The following is a 15,922-nucleotide window of genomic DNA, read 5'->3' as shown; positions in this document are numbered from 1 at the left end:
CGGGCGGTCACTCCTCCAACTCGCCGCTGCCGCTGGAGAACTGGGCCAGCCGGAAGATGACGAACTCGGCGGGCTTGACGGGCGCGATGCCGATCTCGCAGATGACCCGGCCCAGGTCGACGGACTCCTGCGGGTTGGTCTCGTCGTCACACTTGACGTAGAACGCCTCCTCGGGCTTGGCGCCGAAGAGGGCGCCCCCGCGCCACTCGGTGACCAGGAAGGCGGAGATGTTGCGCCGGATCCGGGCCCACAGCGCGTGGTCGTTCGGCTCGAAGACCACCCACTGGGTGCCGATCAGGATCGACTCCTCCAGGTAGTTGAAGTAGCGCCGGATGTTGAGGTAACGCCAGGCCGGGTCGGAGGAGAGGGTCCGCGCGCCCCACACCCGGATACCGCGGCCCGGGAAGGCGCGGACGCAGTTCACCCCGATCGGGTTGAGCAGGTCCTGCTCGCCCCGGGTGATCTGGGTCTCCAGGTCGACGGCGCCGCGCACGACCTCGTTGGCGGGGGCCTTGTGCACGCCGCGCTCCGAGTCGTTGCGCGCCCAGATGCCCGCGACGTGACCGCTCGGCGGCACCATCCGGGACTGCCCGGTGGCCGGGTCGAAGACCTTGACCCACGGGTAGTACAGCGCCGCGTACTTGGAGTCGTAGCCCGCCGTCTCCTGCCGCCAGACGCGCACGCCCCGGGCGTTGAGGCCGGGCGGCGGATCGATGACCGCCACGCGGTCGCCCATCAGCTCACAGTGCGCGATCATGCCGAGCTGTACGGCCTTGACCGCCTCCAGGTCGATCGCGCCCCGCTGGTAGGCGGCCATCAGGTCGGGCACGCACACCATCGAGATCTCGTCGACCGCCTCCAGGCCACCGAAGCCGGTGCGGTCCGCGGAGTCCCCCAGGTACTCGGCGGGACCGGGGTGGGCGCTGCCCGCGCTCTCCGCGGCGGGGGCGGGCGGCGGCGCGGGCAGCGCGACCGTCTGGTTCTCCGGGCGGGCCAACTGTCCCGCCGGGGCACCCTCGGTGACGGTGATGAGCTTCGAGCGCTCCTTGACCTGGGTGACGACGTAGGAGCGGCCGCCCTTCTTGCTGGCGGTCACGTCGAAGGTCTCCGCGACCCGCGAACCGTCCTTCACCAGAAGCCGGAAGCGCTCCGCCGCGCCCTCGCCCTCGGCGTCCGTCACCTCCACGCTCAGCCCCTCGGCGGCGCTGCCCGGCGCGAGGGCGGCCACCTTGAACGTGCCGAGCGGCCGCTCCTCCCCGGGCGGCAGCGCGGCGGCGCCGGAGCCCGCGGCGACCGCCGTCGCCTGGCTCGCGCCCCGGGCGGCCTCGTCCGGCGATCCGCCGACGCGCACCACGTACGCCGCCGTGCCGCCGTTGTTGAAGAAGCCGTACACCGAGTGCGCGAGGTAGTAGCCGTCCGTGAACTCACCGAACTCCGCGACGTACTGGGTCCAGTTGGTGACCAGCGTGGGGGTGTTCAGCGGCCCGCTCGGGGCGAGCCCCACGAAGGCCGCCACCGAGGTGCCCACCCCCTCGATCGGGCGTGAGCCGCCGGCCACCTCCTCCACGTAGACGCCCGGCGACAGGTACGACGGCATGCTGTGCTCTCCTCGCGGTGCGGAATGAAAGGCCAGGTCCCAGCCTTCCGCCGGCCCCCGAACGGGAGAACGGCCGCCGGTACCTACCTCGGGGCACCCTCACTGCCCAGGAGGGCAAGCCGCTCACGTGCCCGTACCGCCCGCTCCGTGCCCGCCTTCCGCCCGGACCGGCGGGTATCGTGCCCGGACCGGATCGCGGGGCCCGCGCGGAGCCCTCCGCGACGACGATCCGGGCCGTGCGGGCGGGCCCCGCGCGGTCACGCGCCCAACGGGGCAGGCGGTCACGGGTGTTCGGGCAGCACGTCTGCCCCTCGGGCGGCAGCTCTGCCCCGCAGCCTCCTGACCGGCCCGGCCGCCGCGCCTAGCGTGGTGCGGGTGAGCATCTGGACCTCCCTCGAACCCGCGTCCACGACGGTGGACCCCGGCGGCGAAACGACCGTGCGGCTACGGCTGCGCAACACCGGCGACGTCGTCGACGAGTACCGGCTCCTCCCGGTCGGGGACATCGCACCGTACGTGACCGTCGATCCCCCCAGCGTCCGGCTGTACCCGGGGACGACGGAGACCGTGCGGCTGACCTTCGCGCCGCCGCGCACCCCGGACGCCACGGCGGGGCCCAACCCCTTCGGCGTGCACGTGGTGCCCACCGAGCAGCCGGAGGCCACGACCGTCGTCGAGGGCAACCTCACCATCACGCCGTTCACCGAGGTCCGCACCGAGCTGGTCCCGCACACCGTCAAGGGCAGGTTCCGGGGACGGCCCAAGCTGGCGGTAGACAACCTCGGCAACACCAAACTCACCGCCTCGATCTCGGGCAGCGACCAGAGCGACGAGCTGTCCTACGAGATCGCCCCCGCCAACGTGCAGATCGAGCCGGGGCGCGCGGCCTTCGTCGACACCACGCTCAAACCACGGCAGATCACCTGGGCCGGGCAGAAACAGCAGCGCCCCTACACCCTGGCGCTGCGCCGCTCCGGCGGCGAACCGGTGTCGACCGAGGGCGTGTACGTCCAGCGCAGCGTGCTGCCGCCATGGCTGATGACGGTGCTGGGCCTCACGGTCGCCCTGCTCGTCACCGGGGTCATTCTCTGGTTCTCCTACAAACCCGCCGTGAACACCCGGGCGACCAGCGGTTCGGAGAACGCCGCCGCGACGAAGCTCCCCGAGGAGAAGGACTCCCCGGAGCCGGAGAAGACGGAGAAGGACGAGGAGAAGGAACCGGAGGAGGAGAAGCAGAAGCCGAAGCCACCACCGCAGAACGGCGGCGGAGGCGGGGGCGGCGACGAGAAGAAGGGCGACGGGCTGCCGGGGCCCGACCGGGTGCTCATCCGGAACGTGACCAACGAGACCTGCGTCGACATCCCCAACCCCGAGGGCCAGAAGGACGCGCCGGTCATCCACACCCAGTGCGACGGTCAGCAGGCGCCGGACAAGCAGCTGTGGAACCTGGACGTCAAGCACAAGAACGGCGGCCCCCGCAACTCCCCCCTGTTCGTCATCCGGAACGTCAAGACCAACCTGTGCCTGGACCTGCCCGACAAGGGCCCCGCCGGGATCGCCGCGCCGGTCACCCAGTACGACTGCCGCGGGGGGACGGACGACAACCAGCTGTGGTGGCTGGAGAAGCGCGGCCAGACCAGCTACTGGATCCGGAACTTCGCCAGCAACCACCAGTGCCTGGACTCCCAGACGCGGGACAACCAGGACCGCAAGCTGCTGATTTACCCCTGCAAGAAGGAGAGCGTCAACAACCACGAGTGGTGGATCGCGCAGAAGAAGTGACCGGCGGCCCGGCCCGGGGCCACGCCAGCGCCCCAGGGCCGTCCACCGCGTCCGCCCCCGGCTGCCCGTCCGGACCCGTCCCCCGGGGCCCGGGGTCCCCGGCGGCTGCCCTCCGGTCCCGGACGTCTCGTGCCCCCGTCCACCGCACCTCCCGTCCCCGCTGGCGCCCTCGCCGGGGACGGCGCGCTCCCGCACACTGGTGACCTGCCGCCGCACCGGCGGCCCCATCCGGCGGGGACGGACGAGGGAGACGGCTCATGGCGACGGCCTCCTGGCCGACAGGGCGCCGGGGCGCGCTCGCGCTCCCGGCGGGAGCGCTCCCCGCCCTCGCCTTCCCGGAACCCGGCCTCTGGTGGCTCGCCTGGGTGGCCCTCGTCCCCTGGCTGTTCCTCCTCCGCACCGCGCGCGGCCCCCGGGAGGCGGCCCTGACGGGATGGCTGGGCGGCACCGGCCTCATCCTCGCCGTCCACCACTGGCTGCTGCCGAGCCTCCACGTCTTCCTCCTGCTGCTGGCCCCGCTGATGGGCGCCCTCTGGGCGCCCTGGGGGGTGCTGGTCCGGCGGCTGCTGGGCGGCCGCCCGGGGACCGGCCGGCTGCTGGCGGCAGCCGGACTGATCCCCGCGGGATGGCTGCTGATCGAACTGGTCCGCTCCTGGGAGTACCTGGGTGGCCCCTGGGGCCTGCTCGGCGCGAGCCAGTGGCAGGTCGAACCGGCGCTGCGCGCCGCCTCGCTGGGCGGGGTCTGGCTGGTGAGCGTGGCGGTGGTGGCCGTCAACACCGGCGTGACCGCGCTGCTGACGGTGGCGGGCGCCCGGCTCCCGGCGACCGGGGTGCTGCTGGCACTCTCGCTCCTCACCGGCGCGGTCTGGGTGGGCGCGCCGGACCCCGAACCGGCGGGCACGGCGCGGGTCGCGGTGGTCCAGCCCGGACTCTCGAAGGCGCCCAGCGCGCGCTTCCGGGAGAGTGAGCGGCTGACCCGGGAGCTGGCGGGCCGCCAGCCCGACCTGGTGGTGTGGGGGGAGAGCAGCGTCGGCGTGGACCTCGGCGGCCGCCCGGCGGACCGGGCCCGGCTCACCGCGCTCTCCTCGGAGGTCGGGGCCGGGGTGCTGGTGAACGTCGACGCGCGGCGGGTGGGCGGCCCCGGCATCTACAAGACCTCGGTCCTGGCGCGGCCGGGGGGACTGGCCCGCGAGCGCTACGACAAGACGCGGCTGGTCCCCTTCGGGGAGTACATACCGGCCCGGTCGCTGCTGGGCTGGGCCACCTCCGTGGGAAAGGCGGCCGGAGAGGACCGGCGGCGGGGCACCGGCCCGGTGCTGATGCGAAGCGACGGAGTCGTCTTCGGGCCGCTGATCTGTTTCGAGAGCGCCTTCCCCGACATGAGTGCCCGGCTCACCCGGGACGGCGCCCGGCTGCTGGTCGCGCAGTCGTCCACCTCCAGCTTCCAGGGGAGCTGGGCGCCCGAGCAGCACGCGTCGCTGGGCGCGCTGCGGGCCGCCGAGACCGGCCGTCCGATGGTGCACGCGACGCTCACCGGGCAGAGCGCGGTGTACGGACCGGGGGGTGAGTCGCTGGGGCGGCTCGGCACCGACCAGCGCGGGACACTGGTGCGCGAGGTCCCGCTCGCCTCCGGCACCACGCCCTACGTCCGGTACGGGGACTGGGTGCCGGGACTCGCGCTGCTCGCGGTCGCCGGGTTCTGCGCCCTGGAGGGGGTGCGGGCGCTCCGGGCACGGCGTGGCCGGAGCGCCCGCACCCCGGACACCGGCCCGCCCGGACCGACGGTGTCCACGCCCGCGCCCCGCTGAGCCCCCACCCGCGCCCCAGCACAGCCCACGGCACGCGGCACGCGAAGCGGGGTGCGCGCGGGACGAGACGGGACACCCACGCGGGAACGCGGAGGGGGAACGGGCGGGACGCGGGGGGGGGGGGTGCCGCCCGGGAAGGCGGCTCGCTATCCGCTCCGGCCGCCCTGCGGGGGCGGGCCCGGAGGTGGCCCCGGCGCGGGCCCCTCCCCCACCGGGCCGAGGCGTTCCGCCAGCCGCAGCACGGCGGCCCGGACGCCGGTGCCGTAGGCGTCGTGCGGGAGGCCGCCGAGGAGCGCGCGGGCCCGCGCCAGCTCCCGGTGGGCGGCGGTCACCTCACCGAGCGCCCAGTGGTCGGCGGCGAGGCGCAGGTGGAGCGAGGGGTACAGGGTGCGGAGTTCCCCGGCCCGGCCGCCCTGGGCGGCGCGTTCGGCGCTCAGGGCCTCGGCGGCGGCCAGCGCCCGCCGGTCCCACTCCAGCTCGGCCCGTGGGTCGTCCTGGGTTCCGGCCAGGTAGTGCGCGATCGTGCAGCGGTGCAGGAGCGCGCCGCTCCCGGTCTCCCGCCACAGCTGGACGAGGCGGTTGCGGGCCTCCTCGCGGTCGCCCGCCCGGTGCAGCATGACCGCCTGGCCGATCCGGACCATCGTCGCGTCGTGGGACGCCTCCCGGGGTGGCTCCGCCACGGTCCCTCCTTCGCCGCCGGTGCCGCGCCGGGCCTCCGGCGCGTTGCCCCAGGCTGCCCGCTGGCCGCCGCGACACCGGGGTGACGCGCGCGAGTCGCGGGGACCGCGGCGTCACCCCGGCCGCGGGGCTCAGCCGAGGTCGGGGAGGCGCCAGTCGACGGGCTCGTGCCCGTACTCGGCGAGCGCGGCGTCGATCTGGGAGAACGGCCGCGAGCCGAGGAAGCGCCTGGCCGACAGCGGGGAGGGGTGGGCGCCCTCCACCACGGTGTGCCGCGCCGTGTCGATCAGTCGCTTCTTCTTCTTGGCGTAGTTGCCCCACAGCACGAACACCACGGGCTCCTCGCGCGCGTTCACCGCCGTGATGACGGCGTCGGTGAACTTCTCCCAGCCGACGCCCTGATGGGAGTTGGCCTGGCCCGCGCGCACCGTCAGCACCGCGTTGAGCAGCAGTACGCCCTGCCGGGCCCAGGGCATCAGGTACCCGTTGTCCGGCACGGGGTGGCCGAGGTCGTCACGCAGCTCCCGGAAGATGTTGCGGAGCGAGGGGGGCGTCCTGACGCCCGGCCGCACGGAGAAGCACAGGCCGTGTCCCTGGCCCTCGCCGTGGTACGGGTCCTGGCCGAGCACCAGCACCTTGACCCGGTCGTACGGGGTGGCGTCCAGCGCGGCGAAGACCTCCTCGCGGGGCGGGTAGACGGGTCCGTTCCGCCGTTCCTCCTCGACGAAGTCCGCCAGCTCCTTGAAGTAGGGCTGCTCGGTCTCGTCGCCCAGCGCCTCCTGCCACGATGCGGGCAGCATGCCGTCCACTCGGGTTCCCTCCGCCGTACGCTCTCGGGGCCGTTCCGGCTTCCCGCCGGGCGGCCTCCCCAACTGCCCCAGAACCTACCGGCAGCCGCTGACAGCGCCCCAACTCCCCGATCACCAGCTGGACTTCTTGTACAGCTCCCACATCTGCATCAGCACCGACGGGTCGAGGCTCCACTCCACCCCGGCGACGTCCCGGTCGGCCGCGATGTACGTCTTGCCCTGCCACAGGGGCAGCAGCCGGGCGTCGTCCGCCATCACCTTCTGCATCTTCTTGAAGGCGCGGCTGGCGGTGGCCCGGTCGCTCTGGCGGCGGGAGCGCGGCAGCAGCTCGTCGGTCAGCTCCTGGTTCTCGTAGGGCGTGTTGAGCGCGTTCTCCTTGCCGACGAACGGCGCCACGTAGTTGTCGGCGTCCGGGAAGTCCCCGAACCAGCCGCGCCCGAAGACCGGGTAGTCGCCCTTCCCGTACCCCTTCTGGAACTCGCTCCAGGGGCGGCCCCGGACGGTGATGTCGAAGAGCCCGGACGCCTCCAGCTGCCGCTTCAGCTCCTTGAACTCGCGGCGGGTCGCCTCGCCGTACCGGTCGGTGGTGTACCAGAGGGTGAGCGAGACCTTCCCGTCGATCCCGGCCTCGGTGAGCGTCTTCTTCGCCTTGGCCGTGCTGGGCTCGCCGTAGGCGTCGTAGAACGCGCTGGTGTGCCCGGTGATCCCGCTGGGCACGACCGAGTACAGCGGGTCGACGGTCCGGTCGTAGACCCTGCGCACCAGTGCCTTGCGGTCGATCACCCGCGCGACGGCCCTGCGCACCGCGGGCTTGGCGGCGTTCTCGTCCTTCGGGTTGAAGACGAGGTAGCGGGTCTCCGTCGCCGGGACCTCGGTGAGGTCGATATCGGCGCCGCCCTCGGCCTCGCGCTCCCGGAAGTCGGTGATCTGCCGGGGGGTGAGCCCGCGGTAGGTGAGGTCGATCGTGCCGCCCTTGAGCGCCTTGACCAGCGCCGCCGAGCCCGTGAAGTACCGGATGGTCACCGAGTCGTTCTTCAGCTCGGCCGGGCCGGTGTACTCGGAGTTCCTGACCAGCTCGGCCTCCTTCCCCGCCTCGTAGCTCTCCAGGACGTAGGGACCGGAGCCGACCAGCTTCCGGCCGGTGCGCAGCCGGTCGGCCGGGTAGGACTCCGGGTCGACGAGCGCGGTGGCCGGGGTGGCCAGGATGAACGGGAAGGTCGCGTCGGACTTCTTGAGGTGGAAGACCACGGTGCGGGCGTCCGGGGCCTCGACCCGGTCGAGTACGTCGAGCAGGGGGGCGGGGCCGGAGCTGGCCCGGATCGTGCGGACGCGGTCGATGGAGTGCTTGACCGCCGCCGCGTCCAGGGTGTTGCCGTTGGAGAAGGTCACGCCCTTGCGGAGGGTGCAGCGGTAGACCCGGCTGTCCGCGTCGGTGAAGGCGCAGTGCCTGGCGGCGTCCGGCTCGGGAGCGCTGGTCGAGCCAGGCAGGCTGAGCAGGGTCTGGAAGGTGTTGCGGTACAGCTCCCAGGAGCCGTCCCAGGCGGCGGCCGGGTCCAGGACGCTGGGCACACTGGTGGTGCCGACCACGATGGAGCGGTCCTTCTCGCCGCTGTCCCCCGACAGCGAACTACAGCCGGCTAACAGGGATATGAGGAGAACGATCGACCCCGTCCTCCTGCGTCCGTTCCGGTCTAACACGTAGGCGCTCCTCGGTCTGTGAGACTCGGGTGCGAAACATGACTGGTGCAAGGGGGAAGGCGCCCCGGCAGGCACCACGTCGCTCGGCGCGTGCCGATACCTCGCGCACACCTCGCGCACGGCTCCTGGACCAGAGGCGAGAGCGACCCTACCCCAGGCGATGCCCGGCGGAACATGCACTGATCACCTGGTCCCCGGACCCCGCCGACACCTGTTGACACGGGTTCAACAGCAGGTCAGCGCGGTGCGCGGGGCGCTCCACCCGCGGTGCTCCGCCGTCCCCACCAGCCGCCGACGCTGGTCGGAGAGGGTTCTGGCCACGGCGGCGGAGGGGCGGCCGGGGCCCCCGCCACCCACGCGGCGAGGTCCCCGGCGGACGCGCGGGCCGCCAACTGCGGGCGGGCCCGCGGTCGCAGTCGGCCGCCCGCGCGGCCGGTCAGTCCACCCCGGCGTTGAGGAACAGGCCCCCGTCGAGCACCAGGGTCTGGCCGGTGATCCAGCCGGCCTCCTCGGAGGTGAGGAATGCCGCGGCGCCCCCCACGTCCTCCGGGGCGCCGAGCCGCGCCATGGGGTAGCGGGCCGCGGCCTCCGCCTCCCGGCCCTCGTACAGCGCCGCGGCGAAGCGTGTCTTGACCAGGGCGGGCGCGAGCGCGTTGACGCGTGCGGTGGGCGCGAACTCGTGCGCGAGCTGGAGGGTGAGGTTGACCATCGCCGCCTTGCTCATGCCGTAGGCCCCGATGAACGGGGAGGCCGAGACGCCCGCGATGGAGGCGATGTTGAGGATGCTGCCCCCGTTCTCCCGCTGCCAGGCGGCCCAGGCGTGCTGTGCGAAGCCGAGCGCCGAGAGGACGTTCATCTCGAAGGTCTTGCGCACCGCTCCGATGTCGAGGTCGGCCAGCGCCCCGAACACCGGGTTGGTTCCCGCGTTGTTGACCAGGTGGTCCAGCCGCCCGTACTGCTCCATGACCCGCTCGACCACGTGGGCCTGGTGCTCGGGGTCGTGCGCCTTGCCGGGCACGCCCATCGCGCGCTCCGGGCTGAGCTGTTCGACGGCCGCCTTGAGCGACTCCTCGTTCCGGCCCGTGACGCACACCCGGTCACCCCGGGCGACCAGGGCCTCCGCGATGGCGAAGCCGATCCCCCGGCTGCCGCCCGTGATGAGGGCGACCTTTCCGCTGTCCTCCAGCGCTGCCATCTCGCCTTCCTCCCGCTTCAGTTGAGGGGGCCACCGGCCACGTACAGCACCTGGCCGGAGACGAAGCCCGCCTGGTCACCCGCGAAGAAGGCGATGGCGTTGGCGATGTCCTCGGGGCGCCCCACCCGGCGCACCGGGATCTGGGAGGCCGCGGCGGCCTGGAAGTCCTCGAAGCCCATGCCCACCCGCTCGGCCGTCGCCGCGGTCATGTCGGTGGCGATGAATCCGGGCGCCACGGCGTTGGCGGTGATGCCGAACTTGCCCAGCTCCTTGGCGAGCGTCTTGGTGAAGCCCTGGAGACCCGCCTTGGCCGCCGCGTAGTTGACCTGGCCACGGTTGCCCAGCGCGGAGGACGAGGACAGGTTGACGATCCGGCCGAAGCCCGCGTCGACCATGTGCTTCTGGCAGGCCCGGGACATCAGGAAGCTACCGCGCAGGTGGATGCTGAGCACGGTGTCCCAGTCGTCGTCGCTCATCTTGAAGAGCAGGTTGTCGCGGAGCACCCCGGCGTTGTTCACCAGGATGGTCGGGGCGCCCAGCTCCTCGGCGACCCGGGCGACCGCGGCCTCGACGGCCGCCGAGTCGGCGACGTCGCAGCCCACCGCGAGGGCCTTCCCGCCCGCGGCGGTGATCTGCTCCACCGTGTCCTGACACGCCGCCTCGTCGAGGTCGAGTACCGCGACGGCGCGGCCCTCCTCGGCCAGCCGGACGGCGCTCGCGGCACCGATGCCCCGGGCGGCACCCGTCACGACGGCGACGCGCTGCTCGGTAGTGGACATGCTGTTCTCCTCGGCCTGAGATGAGTGAGCAACCGCTTAGTACCCACGGCTGTCGTGACGCTATGAGGCCGAACACGCCCTGTCAACGGTGTCGGTGGCCCGGCGGGGCGGCGCACCGCCGGTCAGGGCGGCGTCCCGCGCGGCTCAGCGCACCAGCAGCGCGAGCAGCCGCTCGGCCTCCGCCTCCGGGTCCCGGGTGAGCCCGGTGTGCACCGGCCCCGGTTGCACCACGGTGCTGCGGGGCGCGACCAGCCAGCGGAAGCGCCGGCCGGGGTCGTCCCCCGCCGCCTGCCCCGCGGCGCCGCCCCCACGGCAGACGCCCTCGACGGCGCCCAGCGCGGCCCGCACCCCCGCCAGGTCCACATCGGCGTCCAGCGCGCGCAACCGCGCCTCGTCCAGCGCGGTGCGCGCGGTGACGTAGGAGTGGGCCCGGCAGTAGAGCACCACCCCGGCGTTGATCAGTTCCCCGCGTTCCACCCGGGGGACGACGCGCAGCAGCGCGTACTCGAAGAGGTCGAGGCCGTCGGACGTCACGCGGCGTCACCGGCCCACGGCGTGGAGCGCCCGGTGAGCCAGCCCGGGGCGCGCGAGGGCCCGTCGACGCTGGGCTCGCCGAGCGTGATCCGCTCGTGCAGCGAGCGGGCGCGGGCCGCGAGCACCTCCGCGTAGGCCGCGCGGACCTCCTGGGGACTGGCGAACCCGGGCTCCTCGGCCAGCCACTCGTCCGGCACCTCGGCGGCGCACCACGCGAGCAGCTCCTCCGTCACCCGGGGGGCCAACTCGGCCGCCGCGCCCGCCACATCGGGCCCGAAGGAGGCGAGCGCGTGGTCGGAGGCGTCGTAGACCCTGGCCGCGGACCCCGCGGCGGACGGCCAGTTGTGGTGCCAGATGAGCGTGGCCCCGTGGTCGATCAGCCACAACTCCTCATGCCACACCAGCAGGTTGGGGTTACGCCAGGAGCGGTCCACGTTGTTGACCAGCGCGTCGAACCACACCACCCGGCCCGCCTCCACGGGGTCGACGGCGAAGGCGAGCGGGTCGAAGCCCAGCGAGCCGGGCAGGAAGTCCATGCCGAGGTTGAGCCCGCCACTGGACTTCAGCAGGTCCTGCACCTCCTCGTCCGGCTCGGCCAGGCCGATCGCCGGATCCACCCGTACACCCACGAGTTCGGGTACGCGCAGTCCGAGCGCGCGAGCCAGCCGCCCGGCGAGGAACTCGGCCACGAGCGTCTTACGGCCCTGGCCCGCGCCGGTGAACTTGACCACGTAGGTGCCGAGATCGTCCGCCTCGACGAGTCCGGGCAGCGAACCGCCCTCCCGCAGGGGCGTGACGTAGCGGGTCGCGGTGACGTCGGTGAGCATCCCGCCAGGCTATACGCGCCGTCCTCGGGCGGTCCCCACGCCGGACGCGACCGAGCACCGGGACCGCCGAAGCCCCGCTCCGGGGGTCGGCGTGGCCCGCTCGGCGCGAGCGGGCCAGCGCCACGGCGCCGGATCAGTACTCCGGGCAGTGGTCGCCCGGCGCGAGCCCCCCGCGCTCGTCACCCTTCAGGTAGACGGCGCTGACGAAGAACGACTTCCGTCCGCCCTGCCGCTGCCCCGTGGACACCCAGATGTCGTTGGTGACGCCGTTGTCCCTGACGGTTTCCCCGCGGACCCAGCAGAGGCCCAGCGTGGGCCGGTTGGGCGCCAGCGTTCCCAGGACCGCGCTGTTGGTGGTCGCGTAGTCGCGAATCCGGACGGTCTCGTACGCCTCGATCATGGCCGACCGCGGCTCCGCGGACGCCGCCACGGAGGGTCCGGCCAGAGTGCCCACCGACGCCATCGCCGCACCGGCCGCGATCAGTAACGTCCCCATGCGATTCACTTCTTGTCCCCCGAAATCCCTTGTTGCCTGACAACTTCCCATCCATCAGAGCACATCCCGGCCGCTGGATGAAGCCCTCCTCGGGCGGTCCCCGCGCCCGTCCGCCGCGGCGCGGGGGTGGCGCGGTTCGCGTCCCGCGCGTTCGCCCGCGCGTCGGACCGTGGTCGTGACGCCCTCCCCTCCGGCTCTCGTGAACGGCCCCGCCCCGAACGTGGGGTGGTCCGAACCGGGCGTGGGCGCAGGGGGGTTGGGGTGGGGCGGGGTGGCGGCGGACGGGGTGCCCTACCCGGATCCGCCGGACGCCGTCTACGCTGGCGGCGCAGCTGGTTCGCCCCACCCGCCAGGTGGGCGCGTCGCAAGAGGGAACCCGGTGAGAGTCCGGGACTGCCCCGCAGCGGTGAGTGGGAACGACCGCCGTCAACGGCACTGGGCGCAGGGCGCCCGGGAAGCGACGGCCAGTAGGAGTCCGCCGGACCCGGTGTCCGGCGGGAACGCCCGCGAGTCCGAAGACCTGCCCGTTGCCCGCGCACGCTCCCGCGTGTGCGGTCCTCCCGGTGACCTCGAGGGCGGGTCGGCGAACAGTGTCCAGCCGGACGGGCGCGCACCGCGCGCGGCGTCCGTGGTCTCCGTCCCCTTCGCGTCCCCGTGCCCGTCCCGGGAGCACGACAGATATCTCGCGAAGGAGATCTCCGTGACAGCCACGTCCGCGACCACGGCGGCACGGGCCACCGTGTACGGCTACCCGCGCCAGGGCCCGAACCGGGAGCTGAAGAAGGCCGTCGAGGGCTACTGGAGGGGTCGCGTCACCCTCGGGGCCCTGCGGCAGACCGCGATCGACCTGCGCGCCGCCACCTGGCGGCGGCTCGCCGGGGCCGGTGTCCACGAGGTGCCGACCGGCGACTTCTCGTACTACGACCACGTGCTGGACACCAGCGTCATGGTCGGCGCCGTCCCGGAACGCCACCGGGCCGCCGTCGAAGCCGATCCGCTGGACGGGTACTTCGCCATGGCACGCGGCACCCAGGAGGTCGCGCCGCTGGAGATGACCAAGTGGTTCGACACCAACTACCACTATCTGGTGCCCGAGTTGGGCCCGGACACGGTCTTCACCGCCGACTCGTCCCGGCAGGTCGCGCACCTCGGGGAGGCCCTGGCCCTCGGCCTCACACCCCGGCCGGTCCTCGTCGGGCCGGTGACGTACCTGCTGCTAGCCAAACCCGCGCCGGGCGTCCCCGCGGACTTCGAGCCGCTCAGCCTGCTGGAGCGGCTGCTGCCGGTGTACGGCGAGATCCTGGCCGATCTGCGGGCCGCCGGGGCCGAGTGGGCGCAGCTCGACGAACCGGCCCTCGTCCAGGACCGCTCCGCCGCGGAGCTGGACGCCGCGGCGCGCGCCTACCGGGAGCTGGGCGGGCTCGCCGACCGGCCCCGGCTGCTGGTCGCCTCGTACTTCGACCGTCTCGGGGACGCCCTGCCGGTGCTGGCGAAGAGCCCCGTCGAGGGGCTGGCCCTGGACTTCACGGGGCGGGCCGCGGTCAACGTGGACGCGCTCGCCGCCGTCGGCGGGCTGCCCGGAAAGCGCCTGGTCGCGGGCGTCGTAGACGGACGGAACGTCTGGATCAACGACCTGGGCGCCTCCCTCACCACGCTCGGGACCCTGCTGGGCCTGGCCGGCCGGGTCGACGTGGCGCCCTCCTGCTCCCTGCTGCACGTGCCGCTGGACGCCCGGGCCGAGCGCGACCTCGACGGGGAGGTGTCGCGCTGGCTGGCGTTCGCGCGGCAGAAGACGGACGAGGTCGTCACCCTCGCCCGGGGCCTCTCGGAGGGCACGGCCGCGATCGCCGGGACGCTGTCCGCCAACCGCGCCGACCTGGCCTCGCGCGCCGCGTCCTCGCTCACCCACGACGCGGCGGTGCGGGCCCGCGCCACAGCGGTGACCGAGGCGGACTCCCGCAGGTCGCAGCCGTACGCCGAGCGCGCCGCCGCCCAACGGGCGCGTCTGGGGCTGCCGTTGCTGCCGACCACCACCGTCGGCTCCTTCCCGCAGACCCCGGCGCTGCGCGCGGCCCGTGCCGAGCTGCGCGCCGGGCGGCTCGACACGGAGGGCTACGAGGAGCGCGTCCGCACCGAGATCCGCGACGTGCTCGCCTTCCAGGAGCGGGCGGGCATCGACGTCCTGGTCCACGGCGAACCCGAACGCAACGACATGGTGCAGTACTTCGCGGAGCGGCTCACCGGCTACCTGGCCACCCAGCACGGCTGGGTCCAGTCCTACGGCACCCGCTACGTGCGCCCGCCGATCCTCGCGGGCGACGTCTCGCGCCCGGCTCCGCTGACGGTGCGCTGGACGACCTACGCCCAGTCGCTGGCCCGGCGGCCCGTCAAGGGGATGCTGACCGGGCCGGTCACCATGCTCGCCTGGTCCTTCGTCCGGGACGACCAGCCGCTCGGCGACACCGCGCGGCAGGTCGCCCTCGCCCTGCGCGACGAGGTCAACGAGCTGGAGGCGGCGGGGACTTCGGTGATCCAGGTGGACGAGCCGGCGCTGCGCGAGACCCTGCCGCTGCGCGCCGCCGACCACGGGGCGTACCTGGCGTGGGCCACCGAGGCGTTCCGGCTGTCCACCAGCGGCGTGCTCCCGGACACGCAGATCCACACACACATGTGCTACGCCGAGTTCGGCGACGTCATCCAGGCGATCGACGACCTCGACGCGGACGTCATCAGTCTGGAGGCGGCCCGCTCGCACATGCGGGTCGCGCACGAGCTGGCCGCCCACGGCTATCCACGCGAGGCGGGTCCCGGGGTGTACGACATCCACTCCCCGCGCGTCCCGAGCGTGGAGGAGGCGGCGGCGCTGCTGCGGGAGGGGCTCGGGGCGATCCCGCCCGAGCGCCTGTGGGTGAACCCCGACTGCGGGCTGAAGACCCGGGGCTGGCCGGAGACCCGGGCCTCGCTGGAGAACCTGGTGGCGGCGGCGCGTACGGTCCGCCGCGAACTCCCCGGCTCCCAGGGCTGACGCGCGGGACGCGGCCCGGGACGGTGTGTGGCTTTCCCTCACCGTCCCGGGCCGCGCCCTAGGCTGGCGCGCGGGGACGCCGCCGCTGGCGTTCCCCGGACGACGAGGGGGGCGCGGTGCTCACATGGCGACGGGTGACGGAGGCCGACCTCGGTCTGCTGCGTGAGTGGCTCGCGCGGCCACACGTGGCCCGCTGGTGGAACCACGACACCTCCGCCGAGGGCGTCGAGCGGGACTTCGGCCCGGCGATCCGGGGCGAGGAGCCGTCCGAGGACCTGCTGGTCCTGCTGGAGGGCGTTCCGGTCGGGCTGGTCCAGCGCTGCCGGTTCGCGGACTACCCCGACTACCAGGCCGAGCTGGCGGGCCAGCTCGACCTGCCCGGTACGGCGGTCACCCTCGACTACCTGGTGGGCGACCCGGACCGGGTGGGCGGAGGGCTCGGCCCCCGGATCATCCGGGCGGTCGTGGCGGCCACCTGGGCCGACCATCCGGACGCGGCCGCCGTCGTGGTGCCCGTCCAGGCCGCCAACCGCCGTTCCTGGCGCGCCCTGGAGAAGGCGGGGCTGGTCCACGTCGGCGAGGTCGACCTGACGCCGGACAACCCCGCCGACAGCCAGGCCCACCGCGTCTACCGCGCCAGCCGGCCGGAGCGCGACCACCCACGGTGACCGTCGCCCGCGCCGGGAGGCCGGTG

At 73.8% G+C, this 15,922-nt stretch carries 13 protein-coding genes and 1 riboswitch; of the genes, 4 read left to right on the top strand and 9 right to left on the bottom strand.

What is annotated here, in order from left to right:
- Positions 1 to 7: 7 nt before the first annotated feature.
- Positions 8 to 1,597: a phage tail sheath family protein gene (locus E0L36_RS09310; RefSeq protein WP_180928341.1), complete on the bottom strand. Its 1,590-nt coding sequence runs from the start codon at positions 1,595 to 1,597 to the stop codon at positions 8 to 10.
- 375 nt (positions 1,598 to 1,972) lie between these two features.
- Here E0L36_RS09310 and E0L36_RS09305 point away from each other — a divergent pair, with 375 nt between their 5' ends.
- Positions 1,973 to 3,379: an RICIN domain-containing protein gene (locus tag E0L36_RS09305; protein ID WP_180928340.1), complete on the top strand. Its 1,407-nt coding sequence runs from the start codon at positions 1,973 to 1,975 to the stop codon at positions 3,377 to 3,379.
- 257 nt (positions 3,380 to 3,636) lie between these two features.
- Positions 3,637 to 5,187, top strand: a complete 1,551-nt coding sequence (gene lnt / locus E0L36_RS09300; RefSeq protein WP_180928339.1) for an apolipoprotein N-acyltransferase — start codon at positions 3,637 to 3,639, stop codon at positions 5,185 to 5,187.
- 146 nt (positions 5,188 to 5,333) lie between these two features.
- Here the strand turns inward: lnt and E0L36_RS09295 are convergent, their stop codons facing one another.
- The 8 genes from E0L36_RS09295 to E0L36_RS09260 all read right to left on the bottom strand — a co-directional run bounded on the left by E0L36_RS09295 (position 5,334) and on the right by E0L36_RS09260 (position 12,203).
- Entirely contained in the window at positions 5,334 to 5,867 is a 534-nt protein-coding gene (locus E0L36_RS09295) for a hypothetical protein (RefSeq protein ID WP_308416678.1), read from the bottom strand.
- A 129-nt stretch (positions 5,868 to 5,996) separates the two neighbouring features.
- Positions 5,997 to 6,665 (bottom strand): uracil-DNA glycosylase, encoded by a 669-nt coding sequence (gene ung / locus E0L36_RS09290; protein ID WP_180928338.1) that lies wholly within the window; start codon positions 6,663 to 6,665, stop codon positions 5,997 to 5,999.
- 120 nt (positions 6,666 to 6,785) lie between these two features.
- Positions 6,786 to 8,372, bottom strand: coding sequence for an ABC transporter substrate-binding protein (locus tag E0L36_RS09285; RefSeq protein ID WP_180928337.1), 1,587 nt, complete (start codon positions 8,370 to 8,372; stop codon positions 6,786 to 6,788).
- Between the two features lie 436 nt (positions 8,373 to 8,808).
- On the bottom strand, positions 8,809 to 9,567 hold the full coding sequence (locus E0L36_RS09280) for an SDR family oxidoreductase (RefSeq protein ID WP_180928336.1): 759 nt from the start codon (positions 9,565 to 9,567) through the stop codon (positions 8,809 to 8,811).
- Positions 9,568 to 9,584: 17 nt separating this feature from the next.
- Positions 9,585 to 10,346 (bottom strand): 3-oxoacyl-ACP reductase FabG, encoded by a 762-nt coding sequence (fabG, locus tag E0L36_RS09275; protein ID WP_180928335.1) that lies wholly within the window; start codon positions 10,344 to 10,346, stop codon positions 9,585 to 9,587.
- A 144-nt stretch (positions 10,347 to 10,490) separates the two neighbouring features.
- A complete protein-coding gene (locus E0L36_RS09270) occupies positions 10,491 to 10,880 on the bottom strand; it encodes a DUF3037 domain-containing protein (RefSeq protein WP_180928334.1) in 390 nt (129 codons plus the stop codon).
- Entirely contained in the window at positions 10,877 to 11,707 is an 831-nt protein-coding gene (locus E0L36_RS09265; RefSeq protein ID WP_180928333.1) for a HipA family kinase, read from the bottom strand. The genes E0L36_RS09270 and E0L36_RS09265 overlap by 4 nt, the downstream gene beginning before the upstream one ends.
- A 133-nt stretch (positions 11,708 to 11,840) precedes the next feature.
- A complete protein-coding gene (locus E0L36_RS09260; protein WP_180928332.1) occupies positions 11,841 to 12,203 on the bottom strand; it encodes an SH3 domain-containing protein in 363 nt (120 codons plus the stop codon).
- 334 nt (positions 12,204 to 12,537) lie between these two features.
- Positions 12,538 to 12,746, top strand: a riboswitch (cobalamin riboswitch).
- A gap of 157 nt (positions 12,747 to 12,903) precedes the next feature.
- On the opposite strand from E0L36_RS09260, the gene metE reads away from it, so the two are divergent.
- On the top strand, positions 12,904 to 15,228 hold the full coding sequence (gene metE, locus E0L36_RS09255; RefSeq protein WP_180928331.1) for a 5-methyltetrahydropteroyltriglutamate--homocysteine S-methyltransferase: 2,325 nt from the start codon (positions 12,904 to 12,906) through the stop codon (positions 15,226 to 15,228).
- A gap of 116 nt (positions 15,229 to 15,344) precedes the next feature.
- Positions 15,345 to 15,896: a GNAT family N-acetyltransferase gene (locus E0L36_RS09250; RefSeq protein WP_180928330.1), complete on the top strand. Its 552-nt coding sequence runs from the start codon at positions 15,345 to 15,347 to the stop codon at positions 15,894 to 15,896.
- Positions 15,897 to 15,922 lie beyond the last annotated feature (26 nt).

Origin of the sequence: Streptomyces sp. AJS327, assembly GCF_013450295.1 — a bacterium.
Classification (GTDB): Bacteria; Actinomycetota; Actinomycetes; order Streptomycetales; family Streptomycetaceae; genus Streptomyces.
Note: the sequence above shows the minus strand (reverse complement) of the source record. Positions and strands in the feature narration are given on the sequence as shown.

Excerpts from the sequence above, each read along its gene's own strand:
- E0L36_RS09310 (WP_180928341.1), bottom strand. The coding sequence starts at position 1,597 with ATGCCGTCGTACCTGTCGCCGGGCGTCTACGTGGAGGAGGTGGCCGGC.
- lnt (WP_180928339.1), top strand. The coding sequence starts at position 3,637 with ATGGCGACGGCCTCCTGGCCGACAGGGCGCCGGGGCGCGCTCGCGCTC.
- ung (WP_180928338.1), bottom strand. The coding sequence starts at position 6,665 with ATGCTGCCCGCATCGTGGCAGGAGGCGCTGGGCGACGAGACCGAGCAG.
- E0L36_RS09280 (WP_180928336.1), bottom strand. The coding sequence starts at position 9,567 with ATGGCAGCGCTGGAGGACAGCGGAAAGGTCGCCCTCATCACGGGCGGC.
- fabG (WP_180928335.1), bottom strand. The coding sequence starts at position 10,346 with ATGTCCACTACCGAGCAGCGCGTCGCCGTCGTGACGGGTGCCGCCCGG.
- E0L36_RS09265 (WP_180928333.1), bottom strand. The coding sequence starts at position 11,707 with ATGCTCACCGACGTCACCGCGACCCGCTACGTCACGCCCCTGCGGGAG.
- E0L36_RS09260 (WP_180928332.1), bottom strand. The coding sequence starts at position 12,203 with ATGGGGACGTTACTGATCGCGGCCGGTGCGGCGATGGCGTCGGTGGGC.